Origin of the sequence: Streptomyces sp. NPDC021093, assembly GCF_044333135.1 — a bacterium.
Lineage (GTDB): Bacteria > Actinomycetota > Actinomycetes > Streptomycetales > Streptomycetaceae > Streptomyces.
Genome location: NZ_JBIRQJ010000001.1, coordinates 462,459 through 486,384, shown reverse-complemented (window position 1 = coordinate 486,384; position 23,926 = coordinate 462,459). Strand labels below are relative to the sequence as shown.

Here is a 23,926-nt window from a genome sequence, read left to right as displayed (position 1 = left end):
AAGTGGGTTGCGGTGGGCAGGCGCTCTCGGGGAGGGACGCCATGCCGAACATCCTCCGAGTCGCGCCGGGCGAGCTGCTGCGGCGCGAGGGTTTCCGCTGGAAACGCACCCGCGACAGCGTGCGGCACAAGCCCGACCCCGCCCTCCAGCAGGCCGCCCGGACCCAGCTGGTACGAGTTGCGACCGGAGGACACCCGCAATCGCCGGGTCAACGCACGGTCGTACTGGACTCCCCACAACACAGCCAGACCAGCGTCGAGGCCCTCGGCGAAGCCAATGCGCAGGAAATGACCCGCGAGGGCGATTCCCTTCTTACCTTCACCTCACCCGACCGGGGCGTCCACCACCTGCCGGGCGACACAGCGGCTCGGCAGCCAGGGCGGGACCGCTCCGACCACCGCGAATACGTCGGATGACGGATGTACAGCCGCCGGCGACAGGCAGATCGTTGCTCTCGACGTTCCTTGAGCCATGAGGGATGCGACGACCTGCACGTAGGTCGGCAACGGGTGATCGTCCCGGGTCGGAGGGCAATTCCGAGGAGCTGCATCCTCCGCGACGAACCGCCAAGGCTCCACCGCACCGCCGCGCAACTCGGTCCGTACAGCCACCTGAGGGGAGTCGCGACATGGCGCACCACATCTCCGGCCTGGGCATCAGCCCCACAAGCATGGATCCCAGGAGCCACATCACCGACCTCTACGTATTTCAGAAGCCAGGCGATGCGAGCAGAACGATCCTGGTGCTGAACATCAATCCGACCTCGCCGATCACCGACGACGCCGTCGACCACGAGTCGGTCTACGAGTTCGGTGTGGACACCGACGCCGACGCGGTCATCGACATCGCCTTCCGCATACGCTTCTCACCAGTACGGGAGCACGCGCAGACCGCAAGCCTGCAGTTGGCGACCGGCCGGGAGGCTGCGGCCGACCTCGACGCCGGGGACACGATCCTTCTGGACGCACCGGTGACCTTCGGCTCCGAGCCGAGGATCACCGCGGCCGGCGGCTTCAGGCTCTTCGCCGGGCTCCGCAGCGACCCGTTCTTCGCCGACCCTGTCGGCGCGAACAACAAGTTCCAGTGGACCGGCGAGGACTTCTTTGCCGACAAGAACGTGTTCGGCATCGTGCTGGAAGTCCCCAACAGCGCCCTCGGCCCGAACCCGCAGGTGGGTGTCTGGGCCCGAGTCCTGGTTCCGCACGATGGCCGAATGGTCCAGGGCGACCGCGCCGGGCGGCCAGGGATCGACGCCAACTTCAACCAGGACGACGACGACAAGCGAGTCTGGAACCAGCAGACGCCGTCCCACGACCGAGAGCGCTTCCTCGACAAGTTCGCGCACGTCTTCGAAGACGCGGGCCACCCCGAGGACCGGGCCAAAGTACTCGCGGAAGGCTTGCTCCCGGACCTTCTGACGTATGACTGCGCAAGCTCCGAAGGATTCCCCAACGGCCGCAACCTCACCGACGATGTCATCAACATGGGGATCGCTCAGCTGAGCAACGGCGCGGTGCCCCACGACGGGCTACGGCCTCACGCCGACCTTCGCACCGGCTTCCCCTTCCTGGGGAATCCGCACTAAGAGATCCCGCGGGCAGAGGCACTGTCGCGAGCGCCGCGATACCGCCGCCCGGACCAGCGGAATCTCTCAGTGATCGAGCGATGATCGGTCGTGGCGGCGGACCCGTGCGGGCGGTTTGCCGTCCGGGGGGGTGAAGTAGTGCCCCACGCCTCCGAATTCCGGACCGGGGCGGCGAGCCCTGGTCGCTGGGCGCGGACGCCGGCCGGGACATCATCAAGCAGGCCCTTGAGGGCGGCGTCAACTTCCTCGACACGGCCAGTGGGTACAGCGCCGGGAGCAGCGAGGAGATCGTCGGCCAGGCGGTCGAGGACTTCACGCGGCGCGAGGAGGTCGTTCTCTCCACCAAGGTCTGGATGCGGATGCGCCTCGGCCCGAACGGCGCCGGGCTGTCCCGCAAGGCGACCTTCGCCGGGCTGTCCCGCAAGGCGATCTTCGCCGAGCTCGACGCCTCCCTGAAGCGGCTGGGGACCGACTACATCGACCTGTACCAGATCCACCGCTGGGACTACGACACCCCGATCGAGGAAACCGTTGAGGCGCTGCACGACGCGGTCAGGTCCGGGAAGGTCCGCTACAGCAGGACCACTACAACCTCATCCACCGGGAAGCAGAGCGCGAGATGCTCCCGCTCTGCGCCGACCAGGGCATCGGCGTGATCCCGTGGAGCCCGCTGGCGCGCGGCAGGCTGACGCGGGCCCGGGACACCGCCACGGCGCGTGCCGGGACCGACGAGGGCGGCAAGATCCTCTACCGCGACGAGGACCAGGCAGTGGCCGAGCGCGTCCAAGAGATCGCGGGCAAGCGGGGTCTGTCCCCGGCCCAGCTGGCCGACGCGGTCGCCGCGGTGGACGTCGAACTCGACGCGGACGAGGCCGCCTACCTGGAGGAGCCCTACCAGCCGCACGAGGCCGCCCACCTGGAGGAGTCCTTCTACAAGCCGCGGCCTCTGGCGGGCTCCCGGTGGTCCGGGCCAGCGCCGGGCCTTCGACGAGTCCTTGGCCTCGGCCTTCACCGCCCTGTGGCCGGCCCGGCGGTGCTTGCGGGCGGTCGCGCGCAACTGCACGATCCGCGCGCTGCCCGCCGTCGAGGCATGGGCGATCGAGCCCTTGCGGGTCCGGTTCGAAGCCCTCCTGCCACCGCACGGAACGTCGAGCGGTCGTCATCAACGCGTTGACTTCGCCTCATCCGCTCAGCGCAGGCCGGGCTACGGCCGCGGCGAACGCGGCCGGGTTGTCGAACATGACGTTGTGGCCCGCCTCGGGCGCATGCACGACCCGCACGCCCGCGGCCACCAGACCGTCCTCGCCCGGGAGTTCACCGCTGCGCGAGCCCTGGACGTACACCCGGTCGATCTTCAGTTCCTCCAGCATGCGACGCATGGTGGGCCGGGTGCCGCGGACGAGTCCCACGGCGCAACGGTGCAGGGCGAGGGGGTCGGCGAGGCGCATCGTGGCCGCCCACAGGGGGTCGACCTTGGCCAGTACTCGCGCATGGCCGCCGCCCGTCACGAACTCCTCCTCGGTGTGGCTCGCGATGCCGCTGCTGCCCGCCGTGACCACCGGGTTCGGGTCGAGATTTCCCTCCGTGACGACGAGGCGCGAGACGAGGTCGCCGCGCCGGTGGGCGAGCACGATCGCCACGGCGCCGCCCATGCTGTGCCCGACGATCTCCGCCCCGGTGACCCCGGCCGCGTCGAGTGCCGTGGCGAGAGCGTCGGCGTGTTCCTCCAGCGTGTAGCCGAAGTCCGCGGGCCTGTCGCTGATGCCGTGTCCCGGCAGATCGACGAACAGCGAGCGCCGCCCGGCCAGTTCGGCCCTGGCCGCGATGTGCGCGTGGTACACCGTCGAGGCCGAGCCGAGCCCGTGCACGTACACCCGCGCGGGCTCCTCTCCGTCGACCTCGGTCCAGCGGATACGGCTCTCTGCGTGGAACACCGCCTGCTTCATGGGGCCTGCCCTCCGTCTTCCCGTTCTTCTCGCTGTTCTCGTTCTTCCCGTCCGGATCCCGCCGGTTCTCCATGACTATACATCGGTCACGTAGTACTACGTAGTCGATGTATTACGTGGTCGGCGGCGTGCGCCAGAATGAGGGCATGCTGGAGTTCGCCATCCTCGGTTTCCTCTACGACGCCCCCCTGCACGGCTACGAGCTGCGCAAACGCATCACGGCGCTGACCGGACACGTCCGCCCGGTCGCGGAGAGCACCCTGTATCCGGCCATCAAGCGGCTGGAGAAGGCGGGACTACTCGCCCGCGAGACGCAACCCGGATCCGCGGCCGCCCCGCGGCACGTCCTCACCCTCACCGGGGCGGGCCGCGACGAACTGCGGCACAGGCTGCGGGAACCCGCCAGGTCCGACATCACGGACGAGAACCGCTGGTTCACCGTGCTCGCGTTCCTGCGGCACCTGGAATCACCCCGGGAGCAGGCCGACGTGCTGCGGCGCCGGCTTGAGTTCCTGGAGGAGCCGGCCAGCTTCTTCTACGACGGGGAACGCCCGCTGCGCGCCGAGGAGTTGGCGGATCCGTTCCGCCGCGGCATCCTCACCATCGCGCGGGCCACCAGCCGGGCCGAGCTGACCTGGCTGCACGACACGCTGGCTTCCCTCGACACGGCCTGACCCTCAGAGAACTGGCCCGCGAGGTCCTGGGCGACGAGGCCGAGTCCCGCGACGCACCCCGTACACGGCCGCGCCCGCGGCCAGCACCGCGGCGCCCGTGACGACCGAGGCCGTCGGCAGCGCGAAGGCCAGGACCAGGCAGCCGGCCAGACCGACGAGCGGGACGATCCGGGCCGGGCGCCCTTCGGCCGGGCTCAGGGTCAGGGCGGCGGCGTTGGCGACGGCGTAGTAGGCCAGCACCCCGAACGAGGAGAAGCCGATCGCTCCGCGCACGTCCGCCGTCGCCGCCACCACGGCGACCACGGCGCCCACCACCAGCTCGGCCCGGTGCGGGACCTGGAACCTGGGGTGGACGGCGGCCAGGGCGTGCGGAAGGTGCCGGTCGCGGGCCATCGCCAAGGTGGTGCGGGAAACACCGAGGATCAGCGCGAGCAGCGAGCCGAGCGCGGCCACTGCGGCGCCGACGCGCACCACCGGCACCAGCCAGTCGGCCCCCGCGGCCCTGGCCGCGTCCGCCAACGGCGCGACGGACGCGCCGAGTTGCTGCGGCCCCAGCACCGACAGGACCGAGACGGCCACGACCGCGTAGACGACGAGGGTGATTCCCAGGGCGATCGGGACGGCTCGTGGAATGGTGCGGGCCGGGTCGCGGACCTCCTCCCCCAGGGTCGCGATGCGGGCGTAGCCGGCGAACGCGAAGAACAGCAGCCCGGCCGCCTGAAGCACCCCGCCGAAGGTGGCGTCCGAACCTGCCCCCAGCCGGTCCGCGTCCGCTCCGCCGGAGGTCAGGAACGCGACCACCGCCGCGGCGAGCACCGCCAGGACCACGGCCACAACGACCCGGGTCAGCAGCGCGGACTTCTGCACCCCGGCACAGTTCACCGCGGTCAGTGCCACCACCGCGGCGACCGCCACGGCGTGTGCCTGCCCCGGCCAGACGTACGAACCGACGGTCAGCGCCATCGCCGCGCACGAGGCGGTCTTGCCCACCACGAACGCCCACCCGGCCACGTACCCCCAGAACTCGCCCAGCCGCTCGCGCCCGTAGACGTACGTACCGCCGGACGCCGGGTAGCGGGCGGCCAGCCGGGCCGAGGACGTCGCGTTGCAGTACGCCACCACGGCCGCCAGCGCCAGCCCGGTCAACAGCCCCGAGCCCGCTGCACGGGCCGCGGGTGCCAGCACGACGAAGATCCCCGCACCGATCATCGCGCCCAGACCGATCACCACGGCATCGGTCACCCCGAGGCGCCGCCGCAGCTCGTCCGGCAGCCCTGCGGAAGTCGGCGGGTTCGACATGAGCTCGCTCCTCCGGTGCGCGACGCGCCCCTCCACCTCTTACGGAATCAGCTCTTACGGAATCAGCCTATGGTCACGACCCGGGCCCAGTCCGGCGGGGTGTCCGGCACGTAGTCCGGGTCGTTCTCGTCCCACGAGGCGGATCCGTACCCGCGGTTGAAGAGTCCGACCACCGTCCGGCACGGGGGCCTGTGGCCCGGCCAGGGGGTCTGGCCGTCGGTCAGAGCCACGATGACGTCCGGGCGGGGGTGGCCGCGGAGTGCCGCGGCGAAGCCGGTGCGGAGGTCCGTGCCGCCGCCGCCCACCAGCTCGATTCCCTCCGCGCGGCACAGCGGGTGGGCGACGCGGGCCGCCGCGTCGCAGGACAGCACCTTGATCAGGTCGCGCCGGCCGCCCACGGCGCGGGAGATCGCGGCGACTTCGAGGAGGGCGCTGCCCAGTTCGGTGTCGCTGACCGAGCCGGACGTGTCGATGACGACGGAGACGTGGGGCGGCCGACGGCGCAGGCTGGGCAGGACGATGCCGGGCAGTCCTGCCGAGCGGCGGGAGGGGCGGCCGTAGGAGTAGTCCTCGCCCGCGCCGGATCCGGAGGTGGCGGCGCGGAGTGCCGCACCCAGCAGGTCCCGCCAGGGCTGCGGCGGGTGAAAGGCCTGCTCCGCCCAGCGGCGCCAGCCCTCCGGGGTGTCCCCTGGACGGGCCTTCAGGCCCTGGGCGACGCGGAAGCGGACCGCGTCCTGTTCCTGTGCGCTGAGGCCGTGCGCGCCGTCCGGGCCCAGGTCCCACGCGCGTTCAAGACCGTCGGCGCCGCTGCCGCAGTCCAGCCAGGACAGGTGGTGGGTGCGCGGGCCGAGCCGGAACTGGAACAGGTAGTCCTCCATGAGTTCGCCGTCGGACAGGCCCAGCGACCGCGGGTCGACGGCGCCTTCGGGCTTGGCCAGTCCATCGCCGAACGCGTCGTCGTTGATCTCGCAGTCCGCGGCGATGTTCATCCGCAGCCGCTCCCCCGGGCCGGTCAGACCGCGCTGCTTCGCCACCCGGTCGCTGCGTCCGTGGTGGTCGCGCAGCAGGTGGGACACCTCGTGCACCCAGATCCCGGCGAGGTCCTCGACCGGCGTGCGGTCCACGAACCCCGGTGACGCGTAGCAGCGCCAGTACCGGTCGACGGCCATCGTGGGCACGGCCCTGGAGGCCACGGTGTGCAGGGCGAAGAGCGCGGTCGCCAGGTAGGGGCGGGCACGGGCGGCCTGCAGCCGGGCGGCGAAGAGCTTTTCGAGGTCGAGGGCTCCGGCACCTGGCGTGCCCTCTTCCACCCCGTACGCGCTCGTCTCTTCCCCGTACGTGCTCATCCCTTCCCCGTGCGGGCTCATCCCTTCCCCGTGCGCACTCGCCTCTTCCCCGTGCGGGCTCATCGGCCCACCCCGGCCCCCGCCTGCGCGGTCGCCGCGACCCGGTCCGCGGCGCGGTCCGCCCGCCGCGACAGCTTCACCGCGCCCGCGAGCCGCTCGATCGACTCCGGTACGTCCCAGTCCTGTTGGCGCAGCGCGGCGAGGGTCGTCGCGGGGACGACCACCAGGTCCGGGGCGCCGGTCTCCATCGCCCGTACGAGAAGTGCCCACGCCGCGTCCCACCGGTCCCGGTCGGGCCGGTTCCGTACGGCGGCCACCACTCCGTCGAGCACCGCCTGCCGCAGGTCCCCGCGCTCGGGCAGGTCGGCGGCCGACGGGTCGGCGAGGAGCGTCTCCGGGTCCGGCAGGTCCATCCGGTCGATGCTCGCCAGCAGTTCCAGGCCCGGCCCGTCCCCCACCGTTCCCCTGACCAGCTGCGACAGTACGTCCCTGTCGGAGCCCGCCGCGGTCGCGAAGGCGACCAGGCACAGGGTCATCTCCCAGCTGCGCGGCGACGGCCACGGCCCGCCCCTGCGGGTCTCACTGCTGGGCAGCCGGTGTACGAGCGTGGGGCGCGCGGCGAGCAGCCCGCACACCGCGCGCCTGGCGAACTCCACGGCCTCCGCGAGCCGCCGCGGATCCAGTTGGGGCAGGCCGGCACGGGGCCACGTACCGCCGAGGCCCCGTACGACGACGTCGTGGTCGTGCGTCCACTGGAGGTGTACGAACCGGTTGGCGAGTGGCGGGCTGAGCTCCCAGCCGTCGGCCGCCGAGGAACGCGGGTTGGCCGCGGCCACGATCCGTACGTCGGGCGGCAGTTGGAGGGAACCGATGCGGCGCTCCAGTACGAGGCGGAGGAGGGCGGCCTGCACGGCGGGCGGTGCGGTGGACAGCTCGTCCAGGAACAGCAGCCCCCGGCCGGCCCGTACGAGCCGCACGGCCCAGTCCGGCGGGGCCATCGGAACGCCCTGCACGGCGGGATCGTCGCCGACGACGGGCAGCCCGGAGAAGTCGGACGGCTCGTGCACGCTGGCGATGACCGTGGTGAGGGGAAGGTCCAGGGAGGCGGCGAGCTGGGTCAGGGCAGCGGTCTTGCCGATACCGGGCTCGCCCCAGAGGAGAACGGGCAGATCGGCGGCAACGGCAAGGGTCAGCGCTTCGAGCTGGGTGTCGGGGCGGGGCTCGGTGGTGGTGTCCCGGAGGAGGTTCAACAGGTCGTTGGCGACGCCGAGTTGGGAGGTGGGGGCTGCGGGGGTGGAGGGGGTGGAGAGGGGAGAGGGGGTGGAGGCCTGCGGGGCGTATGTGGTCAAGCTTGATCACCTTTGGGTGTGAGGCGGGGCGGGTGGATGCGCACGTGGAGGTGGAGTGTGGGACGTTGATGCGGGTGGTTGATGCGGGAGGGCATCACGAAGGAGCCCGTGGTCGTGGCCGTGGCCGTGGCCGTGGGTCAGCGGGCGTGGCGGGGGCGCGGGGTGCGGTCCGGGACCGGGTAGCGGCCGGGCCTCGTTCGGAGCGGGCTGATCCGGCCCGTCCGCGAGCCGGAACCGGAACCGGAACCCGAACCGCTGCCGGCCAGGCCTGCCCTGAAGAGTCCGTACGAGATGCGGCGGCGGGCGGCCGCTTCCAGTTCGTCCCGCAGCGGGCCGTTGCGCATCAGCGCGTCGGGGCCGATCAGGCCCTCGACTACGGCCAGCGCCCCGGCGGTGTCGCCGTGGTCCAGGCGTTCGCGCACACCGGTGAGGCAGTGCGGATTGCGGTGTGCCTCGTCGATGGCCTGGAAGCAGGGCAGTGGAGTGCCGGTGAGTGCGGCCAGCAGTTCCTCACGGCGGATCTCGCCGGGGTCGTGGTCCAGCGCGGCGAGCACGCCGTCGACCAGGCCGATCCGGTGCCGGGCTCCCCGGCAGTACACCAGATGCGGGTCCCCGGTCCTCCGGTCCGGAGCCGCGCCCGGGGTCCGCGACGAACGGCCCGGCGACGTCGACGACGGTGCCAGCGCCGAGGCGACCAGCGGATGCAGGCGGCCGGCCTCGATCGCGCCGGTACGCAGCAGTTCGAGGTCGGGCAGCACCCAGGTCGCGGCGTCGGGGAGAAGAGGAAGTGAGGCGGGCGCGGGCCCCGGGGTGCCGCGCCCGGCGGTCACCTCCGAGATCCGGGCCGTCTGCACGCACTCTTCCCCTTCCCCGCCCCCGTCCCCTTCCCCGCCCGGTTCCAGGAGCAACTGCCGCCCCCCGACCCGTACGCGGACAGCATCCGTGCTGGTCAGCCCCTCGGCCAGGAGCAGAATCCGTGCCTCCGCCGACCACCGGTCGACGGCACAGCGGTGCCCGTCCGGCAGGACGTCCGACGGCTCGGGGACCGCTCCCGACCCTGCCCTGAGCGGCAGTTCGTCGGCTCTGCGCGCGTCCCACAGATGGCGGTGCAGATCGAGCCGGAACCGTCGGCTGGGGTGGGGATGCGGATGGGGGTACCGCCAGCGGTCGTCCGTGCCGTGGGATCCGTCCCACAGCGCCAGGCTCATCCGCTGTCCGGCATCCGCCCAGGCCGGTGGGGTCCGCACGACGAGATGGAGCGCCCCCGCGCCGAAGGCACCGTACCGGGCGAGGGAAACGGTCAGTCCCGGCCGCAGCAGTCCGTCGGGAGCGATCCTCGGCATGTGCCAGCGCAGCAGGTCGGGTGCGAAGGCGCGGAGGTCGTCCCGTATCCGGGCGGCGATCTCCTGGCCGTACGTATGCGCCACGGCGCGCAGTTGAAGGTCTACGTCGATGGCTGCGGCGGCACACGCCCCCGCCCAGTCGCCTTCGCGGCGGCGGACGGTCGCAGTCTCGATCATGGATGGTGGCACGGCGAATTCGCGCACGCGCCGCCAGAAGGAAGGTTGCGGGGAAGCCCTGTTCGCGGTCTCGGTGAGCATCAGCACTCACCTTGCGCGGACGGGTCCCCCAATCTGTTCATCACTGGAGTCGTCATCGCGGGGAGCATAGCCCGCTCGACTCCGGAACCGCCAGGCCTTTTGATCGGGACGCACAGGGGCGGAGGCCGCGGGGCCCGGACCGCCACCGCGGTCCGGGCCCCGTTACGTACTGCACTTCCCCCTGCTACCGCCTCACTGCTTGCCCGCGCCCGCCTCCAGCGGACGGATCCGCAGCAGTGCCCTGGTCGGGAGGGCCGTGGCGGCGAGGGTCAGGAGGACCGCGCCGGCCGCCAGCGGGACGGCGACCGTCAGGGGGACGGACGGGCCCGAGCCGGTGACACCGCGGGCGATGGGGAGCAGAGTTGCCCAGGCGATCGCGCCGCCGAGGAGCAGACCGGTGCCCGCGACCAGGAGTGCTTCCCAGCGCATCATGCCCTTGACCTGGCGGCGGGTGGTGCCGGACAGCCGCAGCAGGCCGACTTCGCGGCGGCGGTCCAGGACCGTCATCACGAGGGTGTTGGCGGCGGCGATGGCGGCGAAGCCGCCGAGGACCGCCGCCATCACGGTGTTGGCCCAGGCGCCGAGTTCCTGGTTGAGGTCGGCCTGGACGCCGTAACCTGCCGCGTCCGTGACCGTCGCGGTCGGCGCGAGGTTCTTCAACTCACTTGTCAGAGCTGCCTGTTCGGCGTCCGGCTTGGCGGCGATCAGGACCTGGGAGTCGTACGGGGCCGTGACATGGGCGGTGAGAGCCGCGCGCGGCATCAGCACCTGGCCGACGCCCAGACCCCTGCTGTACGTGGCGACCAGCTTGGGCTTGACCTTGGTGCCGTCGCCGAGGCGCAGCGGGACCGGGTCGCCGAGGCGCACGCCGAGGGTGTCGGCGAGGTTCGCGTCGAGGGCGACGGTGTCCCGCGAGTCGCCGAGCGCGGCGAACGAGCCGGTGCTTACACCCAGGTCGAGGACCTTGGACAGGTGTGCCGGGTTGCCCGATATACCGAGGGCGGTCGCGGAGTTCAGGCTCTGCATGGCCTCGTAGACGACGCCGGTACGGAGGATTCCGGTGGCGCTCTCGACACCCGGGAGGGCCGCGGCGTACGAGGCGGTGGCGGCGGGCAGCCCCGGATCGGCCGGGTTTCCCGGTGTGATGACCCGGTCGGCGACGACCGACGTGGCCACGTTGCGTGCGGAGGCGTCGCGGATGGTGCTCTGCATGAAGACGAGCGTTCCGCAGAAGGCGATCACCATGACGATGGGTGTGATGGCGGAGGCCAGCCGGCGTGCGTTGACCCGGGTGTTGTCGGCGGCCAGGGAGCCCGGCGCGCCTGCCGCGCCCGCCCGGAGCGGGAGGGAGAGCAGGCCGGTGCTGAGGCGGGCGATCGCCGGGCCGAGCAGGGCGACACCGGCCAGGAAGCACATGACGACGCCGAGTGCGGTCGTCGCCGCCGCGTCCCCGCTGAGCTGCGAGGCGACAGCGGCAGCGGCCGCACCGCCCGCACAGAAGACGATGCCGAAGACGGTGCGCACCCTGCCGAGAGTGGAGGTCGCGACGGCGGCTTCGCCGAGGGCCAGGCCGGGACGGAGGTTCGCGGGCCTGCGGGCGGCGAAGTAGCCAGCGGCGAGGGCGGAGAGGACGCTCAGGAGTACGGCTGCGGCGACCGGCAACACCCCCGTCTCCAGGGTGATCTGGGGCGGTACCGCACCCCGCGAGACGAGTTCTCCGAACCACCAGCGGGCCAGTGCGTAGCCGGGGATCGCGCCGAGGAGACCGGCCGCAGGGGCGAGCATCATCGCTTCGGTGGCGATCGTCCGGCGGATCTGCCTGGGGGTCGCGCCGATCGCCCTGAGCAGGGCGAACTCGCGGGCGCGCTGGGCGGTGGCGAGGGCGATGGTGCCCGAGATGACGAAGACGGCCGTCATCGCCGCGATGCCGCCGAAGGAGGCGCCGAGGCCGATGAGGTACGTCTCACCGGCCGCCAGGGCGGGGAGTTCCGCCATGCCGCGGTCGGTCCCGGTGAGGACCTTCGCCTTGCCACCGACCGCCTGCTCGACCTGGGCGGCGAGCGCGTCGGTGCCGGTGCCCTGCTTCGGCGTGACGAGGATCGCGTCGGCCTTTCCGGGGTGACCGGAGAGGCGGTCGGCGGTGGCGGGGGCGAACCAGGCGTTCGTACCGAGCGGTGAGGGGGTGGCGAGGCCGGAGATCCGGTATGTCCCGGTGCCGCCGGCCGCGGTGAGGGCGACGCGGTCGCCGGTCTTCAACTGGGCGGTGCGGGCGGTCTGTTGATCGAGGACGACTTCGCGGGCGGACGGGGCGCGGCCTTCCGCGAGGGGGCCCGCGGCGGCGATGCTGCCACCGGTGAGCGACGGCGTCTCGTGCTGCCCGGTGAGCGACGGCTTCTTGTGCTGCCCGGTGAGCGACGGCTTCTTGTGCTGCTGCGCCACCGGGAAGGACACGTCCGGCACCGCCGACGCGACGCCCGGACCGGCAGCGATCCGGGCCGCCAGCGCGGTGTCCACCCGGCCCTGTTCGGGCAGCGGCGCGGACACGGTCTCGGCCTCGTCGCCACGGTTGATGACCTTCGAGGTGTACGGGTCGGCGGCGACGACCACCGGGGCGTGCCCGTACCGCACGGGGTCGGCCTTCGCGGTGATGCCGGTCTGGAGGAGCGCGCCGCAGGCGGCGATGATGGCCGCGCCGAGCAGCAGGGCGACGAAGCTGCCCACGAAGGAGGCGGGGCGGAAGCGGATGGACGCCCGCGCGAGACCGTTTCTCATGCTGCGGCCCCGGCGAAGTGGCGGGCGGGGGCGGCGAGGGCGGCCATGCGGGCGGCCACGGACTGCGGGTCGGGGCCCCGGAGTTCGCCCGCGAGGACGCCGTCGGCCAGGAACAGCACCCGGTCGGCGTGCGAGGCGGCCACCGGGTCGTGGGTGACCATGACGACGGTGGCGCCCATGGCGTCGACGGCCCGGCGCAGCAGTCCGAGCACCTCCTGCGCGGCGTGGGTGTCCAGGGCGCCGGTCGGCTCGTCCGCGAACACCACCTCGGGGCGTGTGATCAGGGCGCGGGCGATGGCGACGCGCTGCTGCTGGCCGCCGGAGAGCTGGCCGGGGCGGCGGTCGCCGTGCTCGGGCAGGCCGACCTGGGTGAGGAGTTCCTGGGCGAGGCGCCGGTCCTGCTTGCCGCCCGCGAGGCGCTGGGGAAGCAGCACGTTCTGCGCGACGGTCAGGGAGGGGAGGAGGTTGAAGGACTGGAAGACGAAGCCGATGCGGGAGCGCCGCAGCTCGGTGAGGCGGTCCTCGCGGAGGTGCGAGATGGCCTCACCGCCGAGGAGCACTTCGCCGGAGGTGGGCCGGTCGAGCCCGGCCGCGCACTGGAGGAAGGTGCTCTTGCCGGAGCCGGAGGGGCCCATCACGGCGGTGAAGCCGCCGCGCGGCAGGACGAGGTCCATGCCGCGCAGGGCGTACACGGTGGCGGCGCCGCGGCCGTAGCTGCGGGAAACGGCGCGCAGCTCGATCGCCGGGGCCTCGCTCCTGGGGCGCATCGTGCGCGTCTCGGTGTGCGTGCGGTCTCGACGCAAGGCCATGACGTCCCTTTCTGCACGGCTCGACAAGGGGTGAGCCGCTGGTGGAAGTGCTAGTGCGGTGATGCCTCCAACGGTAGAAAGTCCGAGGTCAGACGACCATGGGGCCAACCGCGCTCTCTAGGTGGTGCTAACCCCCCGGTGCGGGCTGCGGTCAACCACACCCGGGGCTGCGGTCACCCACAACAGGGGCTGCGGCCGACCGCAGCGGGTGGACGGGGGCGGGATTGCCCGCAGGCTCAGGACGCAGCTCAGGACGCGGCTCCGGACGCGGCTCCGGACGCGGCTCCGGACACGGCTCCGGACACGGCTCCGGACGCGGCTCCGGACGCCGTGACGCCGTACCGAAGAGGTCAGTTGCCTGGTTGTCGAGGAGAAAACCGGAGCCTCGTGAAGGAGTCGTGAACCCCAAAGAACCGCAGGTCAGAGGGAAATAGCAAAGCGTTAGCGGAACAACAGCAGAACGACAGGGCAGGGCCCCAAGCTGAAAGCAGACCAGATGCCTGCACCGCAGAGCAGATGCCTGCACCGCCGTCCGAGTGCCTGTCCAAGGCATCGCCGCACACCCTCTTGACCTACGGGGAGCCCCACATGCGTATGTCCGCCCGCCGCCCTGCCGTCCTCGCCGCCACCGCCTTCGCCGCTCTGTCCCTGTCGCTCACCGCCTGCAACGGCGGCAACGGCACCAAGGACGCCGGAGCCGGTGCCTCCGCCCCGGCCGGCGCGAGCTCGGCTTCCGACTCCGCGGAGAAGAAGGACCCGGCCGCCGGCACCGGTGGCGCTTCGGGCGAGGCGGGCAAGGACGAGAAGGCGGGCACCGCCGGTTCCGGGAACTCCGGTTCCGGTACGTCGGGTTCCACGGGCTCCGGCACCTCCGGCACCACCCAGACCGGTTCCAAGAGCAAGAGCGGCGCCAAGGCCCCTGCCTGCGGGTACAACGACGTGACGATCTCCGCGGAGAAGCAGGACGGCCCGCCCTACACCCACATCACGCTGACCGCGAAGAACACCTCGGGTCGCTCCTGCACCATGGAGAAGTACCCGCTGATCGCCTTCGGCGAGATCCAGACCGCCAAGGACGTCCCGGCCGTCGCCAAGAGCAAGCCCCCGGTCCCCGTGGTCCTGGAGCCGGGTGCGCCCGCCTACGCCGCGGTGCGCATCAACAACGGCGGCCGCGAAGAGGCCGGCCGCGCCGTCACCTCCTTCTCCGTGAACCTCTTCACCGGCGGCGCCCCGACCGAGGGCAGCAAGCAGGTCAGCGTGGCGGGCGGCATCCAGGTCACCGACAAGTTCGCGAAGACCGGCTACTGGACGCAGGAGCTGCGCAACGGCGCCGACGAGTTCTGAGCCGAACAGCACCACAACGGCGCTGCCGGCTGCTGAGCCGGACAGCGCCCCACAGACCGGCTGCCCCTGCGGAAACCCCCATCCGCAGGGGCGGCCTCCGTTTCGGCCCCCTCGCTCCTCTTCACCGACGGGCGGAAGATCTCCGTCTGACGGGCCATGACATCCTGACGTGTCACCACTCGCCGGACGGGATCGGCGGACGTCCGGGGGTTTTGGGGAACATCGATGAGGCTCTGCTTCCTGGTGGAAGAGCACTACCGTCACGACGGCATGCCCATCGAGGTGATCCGCACACTGACCTCGTGGGGGCACCAAGTGGACGTGGTGCGGCCCGGCGGCTCCCTGCTGGACATGACCGAGGCGGTACGGGCGGGCACGCACGACGCGTGGGTGCTCAAGACGGTGTCCGGCGGTCCCGGGCTCACCCTCCTCGAAGCCGCGGCGGAAGCCGGACTGACGACCGTCAACGACGCCCGGGCCATACGCCGCGTACGCGACAAGGCCCTGGCGGCGGCGATCGGCCGCAGCCACGGCCTCCCCGTGCCACCGACCTACGCGGCCGCCGGCCCTCGGCTCCTCCTGGACATACCGGAGTCCGCGTACCCGCTGGTCGTCAAGCCCGCCGACGGCAGCGCAGGCCGCTCCGTCCACCTGGTGCCGACGCCGGAGCGGCTCACGGCCCTCCTCCCCGAACTGGCCGGCGAGGGCATGCTGATAGCCCAGCCGTACGTGGCCAACCCGGGCGTCGACCTGAAGGTGTACTGCGTCGGGGGCAGGCTGTACGCCACCGAGCGCAGCTCCCCGCTCCACCCGGAGCACACCGTGCGCGAGCGCCGGGTGCCGCTGCCGGCCGAGGTCGCGGAGACCGTCGCCCGGGTGGGGGCCGTGTACGGACTCGACCTGTACGGGGTGGACGTGCTGCTCGGCCCGGACGGTCCTGTCGTCGTGGACGTGAACGACTTCCCGAGCTTCCGGCGGGTGCCCGACGCGGCGGCGCAGGTGGCGCGTGCGGTGCTGGAGCTGGCCCGGCGCGGGCCGGTTACCGCTTCCGCTGCGGGCGGGGCACTCTCCGTACCGGCGCCCCGGCCCCACCCCGAACCCCTCTCCTCCCCCGCTTACCCCGCACACATAGCGGTCGCGGCCGGTGAGAACGCATGAGGGAGCAGGTGAGAGGCCGCATGAGGATCGGCCTGATCACGCCCACGCCCGACCACCCCCTGCTGGCCGCGACCGCTGCGCTGCTCACCCCGGAGCACCGGGTGGAGGTGGTGAATCCGGATACCGTACGGTCCGTCTCCGACCGGACGCCCGCAGACGTCTATCTGCTCAAGTCCCGTACGCCACACGCCCTCGCCCTCGCCCGCGACCTGGAGCGACGCGGTGCGCGGGTGGTGAACTCGGCGACGGCGACGGCGCGCGTACAGGACCGTACGGAAATGGCGGACGTGGCCCGGCGGGCCGGACTCCCCTTCGCTCCCACCCGCACCTTCACCTCGCTTTCGGCCCTCGCCGACCCCACAGGCCTCACGGACCTCCCGGATCTCACGGCCCCGGTGGTGGTCAAGAGCCGGCACAGCCGCAAGCACGATCTCGTGGCCCGCGTCGACACCCATGGACAGCTGCGGGAGCTGGCCGCACGGCACCCCGAGGAGCCGGTCGTGGTGCAGGAGTTCGCCCCGAACAGCGGTTGGGACCACAAGCTGTGGGCCGTGGGCGACCAGGTCTTCGCCGCCCTGCGCCGCTCCGAACTCGCACCGGACGGGCGGAGCGACACCCGCTCCCTCGCTCTGGCGGACCTGCCGTCGGGCTGGGCGGACCTGGTGCGCCGGGTGGGCCAGGTCTTCGCGCTCGACGTGTACGGGGTCGATGTCATCGGCACCGGCACGGATCCGAAGGCGAAGAATCCGCCGACGGATCCGGATGCGAAGACTCCGCTGATAGTGGACATCAACGCCTTCCCCGGCATCCGCAATCAGCCGGGCGCCCCAGAGGCCCTGGCAGCAATGGCGCTGCGCACGGGCCGCGGCGTCCGAGAAGCCGAGAGCCTGGTCAGGCCCTGAGCTCGTCGACGGTACGGGCGACCGTGCCGAACAGGTCGGAAACCGTGGTCAGGCTCGCGGCCTGCAACACCTCCGCCGCAAGCACGGAGCCGTCCGGCGCCCGGAGGGGCCGCGTCGCGGTGGCCTCGGCGACGACGGTCGGGCGGTGGCCGAGGTTGAAGGCACCCTGCGCGGTGAACAGGACGCACATGTGGGTCATGAAACCTGCGATGACGAGACTGCCGCTGCCGCCCAGTCCCTCCAGGATCTCCTGGAGGTCCGTGTCGTGGAAGGCGTTGGGGAACTGCTTGACGACGACCTTCTCGCCCTCGATCGGGGCGACTTCGCTGCTGATCGCGCCGATCTCGGCCCGGATGTCGTACGGGGTGCCCTCGCCGCCGTCGTTGACGACGTGGACGACCGGGGCGCCCGCGGCGCGGGCCGCGGCGAGCAGCCGGGCACCGGCGGCCACGGCCTCTTCGGCGCCGTCGAGCCGCATGACGCCGGTGCGGTAGGTGTTCTGGAAGTCGATCAGGAGCAGCGTCGACTCGCTCAGCCGCGGCAGTTCCTCGGAGAAGCCGTTCAGCGCGCGCAGGGTGGTGGAGGCAGCCATGGGAGTTCCTTCTGGATCGGGATTCTGAAAGTGCTGGATCGAAATGCGGAAAGTGCTGGATCGGGATGCGGAAAGTGAGTGAACGGGGCTTCTAGCGGAGGCTCTTGGCGGTTCCGGCCGGCTCCAGGTCGACGAGCCGCTGGGCGATGCCCTGGTCCTTGAACGCCTTCACGAGGGACGCCATGTCCTCGGAGTAGATGTTCCAGCTGTCGGTGTGCACCGCGACCACCTTGCGGGGGTTGAGCTCCTTCGCGACCAGGGCCGCGTTCTTGGAGGTCAGGGTCAGCGGGGCGTTGTCGAGGATCGCGGGGGTGCGGGCGGCACCCGCGAAGAGGACGGCCGTGTCGATGCGGCCGATCTCCTTCCGGATGCGCTCGCCGGCCTTCTTCGCGACCTTGACCGAGGCGTTGTCGCCCGAGACATAGGTGGTGGGGACGCCCTTGCCGCTGAGCACGAAGCCGGTGACCTCGCCGTCCGCACCGCGGTCCACGCCGTCGGGGCCGTGCAGGGCGGGCACCGCGGTGACCTTGAGGGTGCCGCGCGAGGTCTTCAGGTTCCTGGATTCCCAGCTCTTCAGACCCGTGACGTGCGTGCCGAGGCGCTGGTGCGCGCCGGGCGTGGAGAGCACGACGGGTATGTCCTTGAGCAGTTCGCGGCCCGAGTCGTCGAGGTTGTCGTCGTGCTGGTCGTGCGAGAGCAGCACCGCGTCGATCTTCCCGAGCCTGTCGACGCCGAAGGCGGGGGCCTGCTTCTTCTCCAGGCCGCTCGGGTACTTCTTGGGCGCGTCAAAGGTGGGGTCGAGCAGGATGCGCGCACCGGCGATCTCCAGGAGCGTGGTCGGCCCGCCCACGTGCGTCACGGTGAACGCGGAGCCAGGACGTCTGTCCTTGTCCTTCTCCTTGTCCTTGCCCCTGTCCTTGGCGACGGCATCGGTGCCGCAGCCCGCGAGAAGGGCCGCGCTCGCGGCGGCCGCGACGCCGGCCGAGGCCACGCGGAGGAACGTCGAACGGTTCATGGAAGCCATGGGTGAGTACCAGCTCTCTCGTACGAACGTGCAGGGTCACGAACGGTCGGGCCCCGGGAAGCGGGTCGGCCCCGAACACGTTTGCAACGCTAACACATCACGTAATCATCGATAACAATCCCAGCTCAGAACCGTTAGCGCTGATATCAGCCGCTGTTATCGTGGGAGCCATGTCGACCGCACGAGAGCGCATCCTGGAAGCCACCGCGGAGCTGCTCGCCACCAAGGACGCGCTGGCGATCTCCACCCGGGCCATCTGCGACCTGGCCAAGGTCGGCATGCCGGAGATCTACCGCCAGTTCGGCGACAAGCAGGGTCTGCTCACGGCGGTCGCCGACCTCGGCTTCGAGCGCTTCCTCGCCAACAAGAGGCGCAACCCCCTCACCGAGGACCCGGTCGCCGACCTCCGTACCGCCTGGGACAGTCACGTGTCCTTCGCCCTCGGCAACCCGCACCTCTACCGGCTGATGTTCACGCCGACCGGCGACGCGGCGGACGCCAAACCGCAGGGGATCAAGGAGGCCCAGGCCCTGCTCCTGTCCGCGGTGGAGCGCTGCCGCGCGGCCGGCCGACTGCGTACGGCCCCCGAAGCGGCCGGTCGGGCGATCCTCTCCGCCAACGTGGGCGTGTGCCTGATGGCCCTGTCCTTCCCGGACCTCTTCGGCGACCCGGACATCTCCCGGTCGGTGCGCGACGCCGTCCTCGGCAAGGTCACGGGCGACGAGGGCGAGGACACCCGGATCGGCTCCGCGACCGTCCTCGCCCAGGCGCTGGTCGGCACCCTGACAGGGACGGCGCCGGTGGACGGCGCCGCCCTGGACGGCCTGACCCGCGCACTCAGGCCGAAGGGGCCGTCCGCGAGCGCGTGAACGGGTAGCGCACGTCGGTCAGTTGCTCGGAGAGTTCCCACAGCCGTCGGCCGGTTTCGGCGTCGGACGCGGCAGGGGCGAGCTCCACGCGGGTCGGTCCGCCGCGCAGCTCCGCCATCCCGTCGGGGCCGATGAAGTCGCCGCCCGACACGTCCGGGGCCGTGGCCGCGTACAGCTGGGGCAGTGCGCCCCGCTCCGGGGACTGGGCCAGCAGCGGGTTGCCGATGCGGCCGAAGACCACGCGCCACAGGCCGATGGGGCCATTGAGCTGGAGGTTGGTGGCGGTGTAGCCGGGGTGCGCGAGCACACTGCGCACGGGGCTGCCGGTACGGGTGAGGTGCTGGTGGAGGGTGTGGCCGAAGACGGCGTTGGCGAGTTTGGACTGGTTGTAGGCGCCCATGGCCGAGTACGCGCGTGTGCCGTGCGGGTCGTCGAAGTCGATGCGCGTCTTCCGGTTCCGGTGATTGACGGAACTGACCGTCACCACACGGGAGTCGGCGCCGGGTGCGGTGCCGGAACCGGTGCCGGAACCGGTGCCGGAACCGGTGCCGGACGCGGCCAGCAGATCGAGCAGCAGGCCGGTGAGAGCGAAGTGGCCCAGGTGGTTGCAGGCGAACTGCAGCTCATGCCCCTGGGCGCTGAGCGTGCGGGGCGGCGCCATCACGCCGGCGTTGTTGACGAGGACGTCGAGGTGCGGGTGGTCGGCGTGCAGCCGGTCGGCGAAGGCGCGTACCGAGTCGAGGTCGGCCAGGTCGAGCCGGCGCACTTCCAGACGTGCGTCCGGCTGTTCGGCGGTGATTCCGGCGGCCGCCCGCCGGCCCTTCTCCTCGTCCCGTACGGCCAGGATCACATGGGCACCGCTGCGGGCGAGCGCCCGGGTGGTGGCCAGGCCAAGACCGCTGCTGGCCCCGGTGACGACGCACACCCGGCCGCTCTGATCGGGAATCCGGGCGGCGGTCCACTGCTGCTGCCTCTCCAACTGGCGCTGCTCCGACTGGCGCTGCTCCGACTGCTGCTGCTCTGACTTGTTGCGTGGAGTCATGCGGCAGAGACTGCCGTTGGTGGCACTTGGTGTCAAGACGATACTGAGTGCCATGGAGGGCATGGTGTGTAGCATGGCTGGATGAGTACCCGCCCCGAAAGCCGCCCCAGCAGCCTCGCCCAGCGCAAGCGTCAGCTCGTCTCCGACGAACTGGCAGAAGCAGCACTGCAGTTGCTGGCCCAGAAGGGGTTCGACGCGGTCACCGTCGACGAGATCGTGACGACGGCCGGGGTGTCCAAGCGGACCTTCTTCCGGTACTTCGCGTCCAAGGAGGACGTGGTGGTCCAGTTCCTCGCCGACATGGGCATCGGAATCCGTACGGGACTGGCGGCCCGTCCCGCCGGGGAGCGCCCTTCGGTGGCACTGCGGCACGCGGTTTCGGTTCCGCTCGCCGCCTGCGGCGCGGACCACTCGGACCGGGCACTGCGCGTGGTCCAGCTGATCCTGCGCACACCCGCCCTGCACGCCCGGTTCCTGGAACGTCAGGCGCAGTGGCGCGAGGACCTGGCGACGGAGCTGGCGGCCCGTCAGGGGCTGGACACCGGCGGCGACCTGTACCCCCAACTGGCCGCCGGGACGGCGTTGACCGCCTTCAACACGGTGCTCCAGCGGTGGAGCGAGAGCGACGGCACCGACGACGCACTGGAACTGATCGACCGCGCCTTCGAGGTCGTCGCCCCGGCGCTGGACACCACCCCTTAGGGCGCACAGCCGGCGCGGCCCGTTCGCCGCAGCGGGACACCCACCGGCATTAAGAGGGCGTAAAGATTGCCGGTTTACGGCAATGCAGGAGAGCGCCCCCTTCGGAGAGCATGGCGCTGCCGGGGCACTGGAAGACCAGTGCTGCCGTAGCCGGGAAACGAAGGGGCGTGTGTGATGGGGGAGTTCCTGGATGCCGCCGCCGGTTTTCCGACCCTGCTCCTCTCCGCCGCTCTCGTCGTCGTCGTGGGGTTCTGGCTGCTGGTGCTGATCGGCGGCGCCGACCACGACGCCTTCGACGGCGATGTGAACACGGACGTGCTGGGGTTCGGCGGGGTGCCGGTCTCCGTGTCGGCGTCCCTGTTCGTCGCACTGGCGTGGTTCCTGAGCCTGAGCGGCTCCGTACTCGCCGCCCGCGCGGGGGTCTCCGGCCCCGGACGCGCCGTGGTCGGCACCGCCGTGCTCGTAGCCTCCGTGCTGGTCGCCAGGTCGCTGACCCGGATCCTCGTACGGCCGCTGGCCAAGCTCTTCCCCGACGAACCGGGGCCGTCCCGGCACGACTTCGTCGGGCTGACCTGCACCATCCGCACGGGGCGGGTGGACTCCAGGTTCGGCCAGGCGGAGGTCGCAGCCCGGGACGGCTCGACCTCCGTCGTACAGGTGCGGCAGTACGGAACCGAGGCGCTCGCCCTCGGCAGCACCGGACTGCTCTACGCGTACGACGAGGACGGCGAGTTCTTCTGGGTCTCGCCGTTCGGCATGGAGCTGTACCCGCGCGGCTGACGCCGTCCCCGCTCCGCCTTCGTACTTCTCGTTCCGCCCGTACCACTCATCGGGGGATTTCCCATGGATGCCATCACCGTGGGCGCCGTCGTGCTCGGCGCCGTCGTACTGCTCGTGGCCGTAGGCCTGTTGCTCGTCCTCACCCGGCTCTTCCGCAAGGTCGAACAGGGCAAGGCACTGATCGTCTCGAAGATGCGGAAGGTCGACGTGACCTTCACCGGGCAGGTCGTCCTGCCCGTGCTCCACAAGGCCGAGGTCATGGACATCTCGGTGAAGACCATCGACATCACCCGCACCGGCCGCGACGGCCTGATCTGCAAGGACAACATCCGGGCCGACATCCGGATCTCCTTCTTCGTACGGGTCAACAAGACCGTCGAGGACGTCATCAAGGTCGCCCAGGCCATCGGCACCGAGCGCGCCAGCGACAAGGAGACGATCCAGGAGCTGTTCAACGCGAAGTTCTCCGAGGCGCTCAAGACCGTCGGCAAGCAGCTGGACTTCACCGACCTCTACACCAAGCGCGACGAGCTGCGCGACCGCATCATCCAGGTCATCGGCACCGACCTGAACGGCTACAGCCTGGAGGACGCGGCGATCGACTACCTGGAGCAGACGCCGCTCGCCCAGCTGGACAGCAGCAACATCCTGGACGCCCAGGGCATCCGGAAGATCACCGAGCTGACCGCCGTCGAGCGGGTGCGCACCAACGAGTTCCAGCGGCACGAGGAGAAGGAGATCACCCGGCAGAACGTCGACGCCCGCGAGGCCATCCTGGAACTGGAGCGCCGGCAGGCGGATGCCGAGATCAAACAGCGCCGCGAGGTGGAGACCGTACGGGCCAAGGAGGAGGCCGAGACGGCGCGGGTGACGGAGGAGGAGCGGCTGCGGGCGCAGAGCGCGTTCCTGAAGACCGAGGAGCAGCTCGGCGTGCAGCGCGAGAACCAGGCCCGGGAGGTCGCGGTCGCGGAGAAGAACCGCGAGCGGGTCATCGCCATCGAGTCCGAGCGCATCGAGAAGGACCGGCTCCTCGAAGTCATCGCGCGGGAGCGGGAGACGCAGCTGCGGCGGATCGCCGCCGACAAGGAGGTCGAGTCGGAGAAGCGGGACATCGCCGAGGTCGTACGGGAGCGGGTGGCGGTGGACCGTACGGTCGCCGAGCAGGAGGAGTCCATCCTGCGGCTGCGCGCCGTCGAGGCGGCCGAGCGCGACCGGCAGTCGATCGTCATCGCGGCGGAGGCCGTCGCGCAGGAGAACCTGGTCAAGGACATCAAGGCGGCCGAGGCCGCCGAGCAGGCAGCCGTGCACCGGGCCGCCGAGGAACTCACCCTGGCGGAGGCCCGGTTGAAGTCCGCCGACCTCGACGCGCAGGCGAAGCTGCGGCTGGCCGAGGGCGTCCAGGCGGAGTCCGCCGCGGCGGGCCTGGCCGAGGTGCAGGTACGGGACGCGGAGGCGGCCGTCACCGAGAAGGCGGGCCGCGCCGAGGCGCAGGCCACCGAGGCACGGCTGGCGGCGGAGGCCGCGGGCGCCCGCGCGATGGCCGATGCGGAAGCGTCGGCGATCGGCGGGAAGCTGAAGGCGGAGGCCGAGGGGCTGACGGAGAAGGCCGCGGCCATGGCGGCGCTGGACGAGGCGTCCCGCACCCACGAGGAGTTCCGGCTCCGGCTTGAGGCGGAGAAGGACGTACGGATGGCGGGTCTGGAGGCGCAGCGGCAGGTGGCCGAGGCGCAGGCGACGGTGCTGGCGACCGGCCTGGAGAGCGCGGACATCCAGATCGTCGGCGGCGACAGCGCGTTCTTCGACCGGATCGTGGGCTCGATCTCGCTGGGCAAGAGCGTCGACGGCTTCGTGCAGAACTCCGAGACGGCGCAGGCGCTCGCCGGACCGTGGCTGGACGGCACGTCCAGTTTCACCGACGACCTGACGAAGGCGCTGGCCTCGGTCGGCAGCGGCGACGTGCAGAACCTGACGGTGTCGGCGCTGCTGATGCAGCTGATGCGGTCCGGTGGCGGGCAGAGCGGCCAGCTCCAGCAACTGCTGGACCACGCGGACCGGTTGGGCCTCTCCGACCAGCCGCTGACCGCGATGAACGGCACCGCGAAGGGCTGACCTCCCCGGGGGGAAGCGGTCAA

Annotated in this window: 20 protein-coding genes and 1 pseudogene; 11 read left to right on the top strand and 10 right to left on the bottom strand. The window is 71.5% G+C overall.

From position 1 onward, the window contains the following. Window positions 1–41 precede the first annotated feature (41 nt). From ACH4SP_RS02235 to ACH4SP_RS02225, 3 genes and pseudogenes are all read left to right on the top strand, one after another. The gene (locus tag ACH4SP_RS02235) at window positions 42–416 is read left to right on the top strand and encodes a hypothetical protein (protein ID WP_398408282.1); all 375 of its coding nucleotides are present in this window, start codon (window positions 42–44) and stop codon (window positions 414–416) included. A 212-nt stretch (window positions 417–628) separates the two neighbouring features. Then, window positions 629–1,585, top strand: coding sequence for a DUF4331 family protein (locus tag ACH4SP_RS02230; protein ID WP_398408281.1), 957 nt, complete (start codon window positions 629–631; stop codon window positions 1,583–1,585). Between the two features lie 155 nt (window positions 1,586–1,740). Further along, a pseudogene (locus tag ACH4SP_RS02225) lies at window positions 1,741–2,498 on the top strand (aldo/keto reductase); the annotation flags it as partial. A 268-nt stretch (window positions 2,499–2,766) separates the two neighbouring features. Here the strand turns inward: ACH4SP_RS02225 and ACH4SP_RS02220 are convergent. Further along, window positions 2,767–3,531, bottom strand: coding sequence for an alpha/beta fold hydrolase (locus ACH4SP_RS02220; protein WP_398408280.1), 765 nt, complete (start codon window positions 3,529–3,531; stop codon window positions 2,767–2,769). A 146-nt stretch (window positions 3,532–3,677) separates the two neighbouring features. On the opposite strand from ACH4SP_RS02220, the gene ACH4SP_RS02215 reads away from it, so the two are divergent. Next, the gene (locus ACH4SP_RS02215) at window positions 3,678–4,205 is read left to right on the top strand and encodes a PadR family transcriptional regulator (protein ID WP_398408279.1); all 528 of its coding nucleotides are present in this window, start codon (window positions 3,678–3,680) and stop codon (window positions 4,203–4,205) included. Window positions 4,206–4,208: 3 nt separating this feature from the next. Here ACH4SP_RS02215 and ACH4SP_RS02210 read toward each other — a convergent pair whose 3' ends face one another. From ACH4SP_RS02210 to ACH4SP_RS02185, 6 genes are all read right to left on the bottom strand, one after another. Beyond that, window positions 4,209–5,504: an APC family permease gene (locus ACH4SP_RS02210; RefSeq protein ID WP_398408278.1), complete on the bottom strand. Its 1,296-nt coding sequence runs from the start codon at window positions 5,502–5,504 to the stop codon at window positions 4,209–4,211. Window positions 5,505–5,566: 62 nt separating this feature from the next. Further along, complete coding sequence (locus ACH4SP_RS02205) at window positions 5,567–6,850, bottom strand: VWA-like domain-containing protein (RefSeq protein WP_398408277.1); 1,284 nt, start codon at window positions 6,848–6,850, stop codon at window positions 5,567–5,569. Window positions 6,851–6,909: 59 nt separating this feature from the next. Next, window positions 6,910–8,199 (bottom strand): AAA family ATPase, encoded by a 1,290-nt coding sequence (locus ACH4SP_RS02200; RefSeq protein ID WP_398408276.1) that lies wholly within the window; start codon window positions 8,197–8,199, stop codon window positions 6,910–6,912. 137 nt (window positions 8,200–8,336) lie between these two features. Next, window positions 8,337–9,800, bottom strand: coding sequence for a hypothetical protein (locus ACH4SP_RS02195; RefSeq protein ID WP_398408275.1), 1,464 nt, complete (start codon window positions 9,798–9,800; stop codon window positions 8,337–8,339). A gap of 192 nt (window positions 9,801–9,992) precedes the next feature. After that, window positions 9,993–12,572, bottom strand: a complete 2,580-nt coding sequence (locus tag ACH4SP_RS02190; RefSeq protein WP_398408274.1) for an FtsX-like permease family protein — start codon at window positions 12,570–12,572, stop codon at window positions 9,993–9,995. Next, the gene (locus ACH4SP_RS02185) at window positions 12,569–13,381 is read right to left on the bottom strand and encodes an ABC transporter ATP-binding protein (protein ID WP_398408273.1); all 813 of its coding nucleotides are present in this window, start codon (window positions 13,379–13,381) and stop codon (window positions 12,569–12,571) included. Before ACH4SP_RS02185 ends, ACH4SP_RS02190 begins: the two co-directional genes overlap by 4 nt. A gap of 588 nt (window positions 13,382–13,969) precedes the next feature. Between ACH4SP_RS02185 and ACH4SP_RS02180 the strand changes: the two genes are divergently transcribed. The 3 genes from ACH4SP_RS02180 (at window position 13,970) to ACH4SP_RS02170 (ending at window position 16,785) form a co-directional block, all read left to right on the top strand. After that, entirely contained in the window at window positions 13,970–14,725 is a 756-nt protein-coding gene (locus tag ACH4SP_RS02180) for a DUF4232 domain-containing protein (RefSeq protein WP_398408271.1), read from the top strand. Between the two features lie 225 nt (window positions 14,726–14,950). Further along, window positions 14,951–15,883, top strand: coding sequence for a RimK family alpha-L-glutamate ligase (locus ACH4SP_RS02175; protein WP_398408270.1), 933 nt, complete (start codon window positions 14,951–14,953; stop codon window positions 15,881–15,883). 20 nt (window positions 15,884–15,903) lie between these two features. After that, the gene (locus ACH4SP_RS02170; RefSeq protein ID WP_398408269.1) at window positions 15,904–16,785 is read left to right on the top strand and encodes a RimK family alpha-L-glutamate ligase; all 882 of its coding nucleotides are present in this window, start codon (window positions 15,904–15,906) and stop codon (window positions 16,783–16,785) included. Here ACH4SP_RS02170 and ACH4SP_RS02165 read toward each other — a convergent pair. Next, window positions 16,775–17,377 carry an isochorismatase family protein gene (locus ACH4SP_RS02165; protein ID WP_398408268.1) on the bottom strand — a complete coding sequence of 201 codons (603 nt, stop codon included), beginning with the start codon at window positions 17,375–17,377 and terminating at the stop codon, window positions 16,775–16,777. The two genes, ACH4SP_RS02170 and ACH4SP_RS02165, sit on opposite strands and share 11 nt — an antisense overlap. A 91-nt stretch (window positions 17,378–17,468) precedes the next feature. After that, window positions 17,469–18,392 carry an MBL fold metallo-hydrolase gene (locus ACH4SP_RS02160; protein WP_398408267.1) on the bottom strand — a complete coding sequence of 308 codons (924 nt, stop codon included), beginning with the start codon at window positions 18,390–18,392 and terminating at the stop codon, window positions 17,469–17,471. A 179-nt stretch (window positions 18,393–18,571) separates the two neighbouring features. Between ACH4SP_RS02160 and ACH4SP_RS02155 the strand changes: the two genes are divergently transcribed. After that, window positions 18,572–19,270: a TetR/AcrR family transcriptional regulator gene (locus ACH4SP_RS02155; protein ID WP_398408266.1), complete on the top strand. Its 699-nt coding sequence runs from the start codon at window positions 18,572–18,574 to the stop codon at window positions 19,268–19,270. Here ACH4SP_RS02155 and ACH4SP_RS02150 read toward each other — a convergent pair. After that, a complete protein-coding gene (locus tag ACH4SP_RS02150) occupies window positions 19,239–20,249 on the bottom strand; it encodes an oxidoreductase (RefSeq protein ID WP_398409504.1) in 1,011 nt (336 codons plus the stop codon). The two genes, ACH4SP_RS02155 and ACH4SP_RS02150, sit on opposite strands and share 32 nt — an antisense overlap. Window positions 20,250–20,393: 144 nt before the next feature. Between ACH4SP_RS02150 and ACH4SP_RS02145 the strand changes: the two genes are divergently transcribed. The 3 genes from ACH4SP_RS02145 to ACH4SP_RS02135 all read left to right on the top strand — a co-directional run bounded on the left by ACH4SP_RS02145 (window position 20,394) and on the right by ACH4SP_RS02135 (window position 23,903). Continuing rightward, a complete protein-coding gene (locus ACH4SP_RS02145) occupies window positions 20,394–21,014 on the top strand; it encodes a TetR family transcriptional regulator (protein WP_398408264.1) in 621 nt (206 codons plus the stop codon). Window positions 21,015–21,188: 174 nt separating this feature from the next. Beyond that, window positions 21,189–21,794: a hypothetical protein gene (locus ACH4SP_RS02140; RefSeq protein WP_398408263.1), complete on the top strand. Its 606-nt coding sequence runs from the start codon at window positions 21,189–21,191 to the stop codon at window positions 21,792–21,794. Between the two features lie 63 nt (window positions 21,795–21,857). After that, window positions 21,858–23,903 carry a flotillin family protein gene (locus ACH4SP_RS02135; RefSeq protein WP_398408262.1) on the top strand — a complete coding sequence of 682 codons (2,046 nt, stop codon included), beginning with the start codon at window positions 21,858–21,860 and terminating at the stop codon, window positions 23,901–23,903. Window positions 23,904–23,926 lie beyond the last annotated feature (23 nt).

Excerpts from the sequence above, each read along its gene's own strand:
- ACH4SP_RS02235 (WP_398408282.1), top strand. The coding sequence starts at position 42 with ATGCCGAACATCCTCCGAGTCGCGCCGGGCGAGCTGCTGCGGCGCGAG.
- ACH4SP_RS02230 (WP_398408281.1), top strand. The coding sequence starts at position 629 with ATGGCGCACCACATCTCCGGCCTGGGCATCAGCCCCACAAGCATGGAT.
- ACH4SP_RS02220 (WP_398408280.1), bottom strand. The coding sequence starts at position 3,531 with ATGAAGCAGGCGGTGTTCCACGCAGAGAGCCGTATCCGCTGGACCGAG.
- ACH4SP_RS02215 (WP_398408279.1), top strand. The coding sequence starts at position 3,678 with ATGCTGGAGTTCGCCATCCTCGGTTTCCTCTACGACGCCCCCCTGCAC.
- ACH4SP_RS02210 (WP_398408278.1), bottom strand. The coding sequence starts at position 5,504 with ATGTCGAACCCGCCGACTTCCGCAGGGCTGCCGGACGAGCTGCGGCGG.
- ACH4SP_RS02205 (WP_398408277.1), bottom strand. The coding sequence starts at position 6,850 with ATGAGCACGTACGGGGAAGAGACGAGCGCGTACGGGGTGGAAGAGGGC.
- ACH4SP_RS02195 (WP_398408275.1), bottom strand. The coding sequence starts at position 9,800 with ATGCTCACCGAGACCGCGAACAGGGCTTCCCCGCAACCTTCCTTCTGG.
- ACH4SP_RS02190 (WP_398408274.1), bottom strand. The coding sequence starts at position 12,572 with ATGAGAAACGGTCTCGCGCGGGCGTCCATCCGCTTCCGCCCCGCCTCC.
- ACH4SP_RS02185 (WP_398408273.1), bottom strand. The coding sequence starts at position 13,381 with ATGGCCTTGCGTCGAGACCGCACGCACACCGAGACGCGCACGATGCGC.
- ACH4SP_RS02180 (WP_398408271.1), top strand. The coding sequence starts at position 13,970 with ATGCGTATGTCCGCCCGCCGCCCTGCCGTCCTCGCCGCCACCGCCTTC.
- ACH4SP_RS02175 (WP_398408270.1), top strand. The coding sequence starts at position 14,951 with ATGAGGCTCTGCTTCCTGGTGGAAGAGCACTACCGTCACGACGGCATG.
- ACH4SP_RS02170 (WP_398408269.1), top strand. The coding sequence starts at position 15,904 with ATGAGGATCGGCCTGATCACGCCCACGCCCGACCACCCCCTGCTGGCC.
- ACH4SP_RS02165 (WP_398408268.1), bottom strand. The coding sequence starts at position 17,377 with ATGGCTGCCTCCACCACCCTGCGCGCGCTGAACGGCTTCTCCGAGGAA.
- ACH4SP_RS02160 (WP_398408267.1), bottom strand. The coding sequence starts at position 18,392 with ATGAACCGTTCGACGTTCCTCCGCGTGGCCTCGGCCGGCGTCGCGGCC.
- ACH4SP_RS02155 (WP_398408266.1), top strand. The coding sequence starts at position 18,572 with ATGTCGACCGCACGAGAGCGCATCCTGGAAGCCACCGCGGAGCTGCTC.
- ACH4SP_RS02145 (WP_398408264.1), top strand. The coding sequence starts at position 20,394 with ATGAGTACCCGCCCCGAAAGCCGCCCCAGCAGCCTCGCCCAGCGCAAG.
- ACH4SP_RS02140 (WP_398408263.1), top strand. The coding sequence starts at position 21,189 with ATGGGGGAGTTCCTGGATGCCGCCGCCGGTTTTCCGACCCTGCTCCTC.
- ACH4SP_RS02135 (WP_398408262.1), top strand. The coding sequence starts at position 21,858 with ATGGATGCCATCACCGTGGGCGCCGTCGTGCTCGGCGCCGTCGTACTG.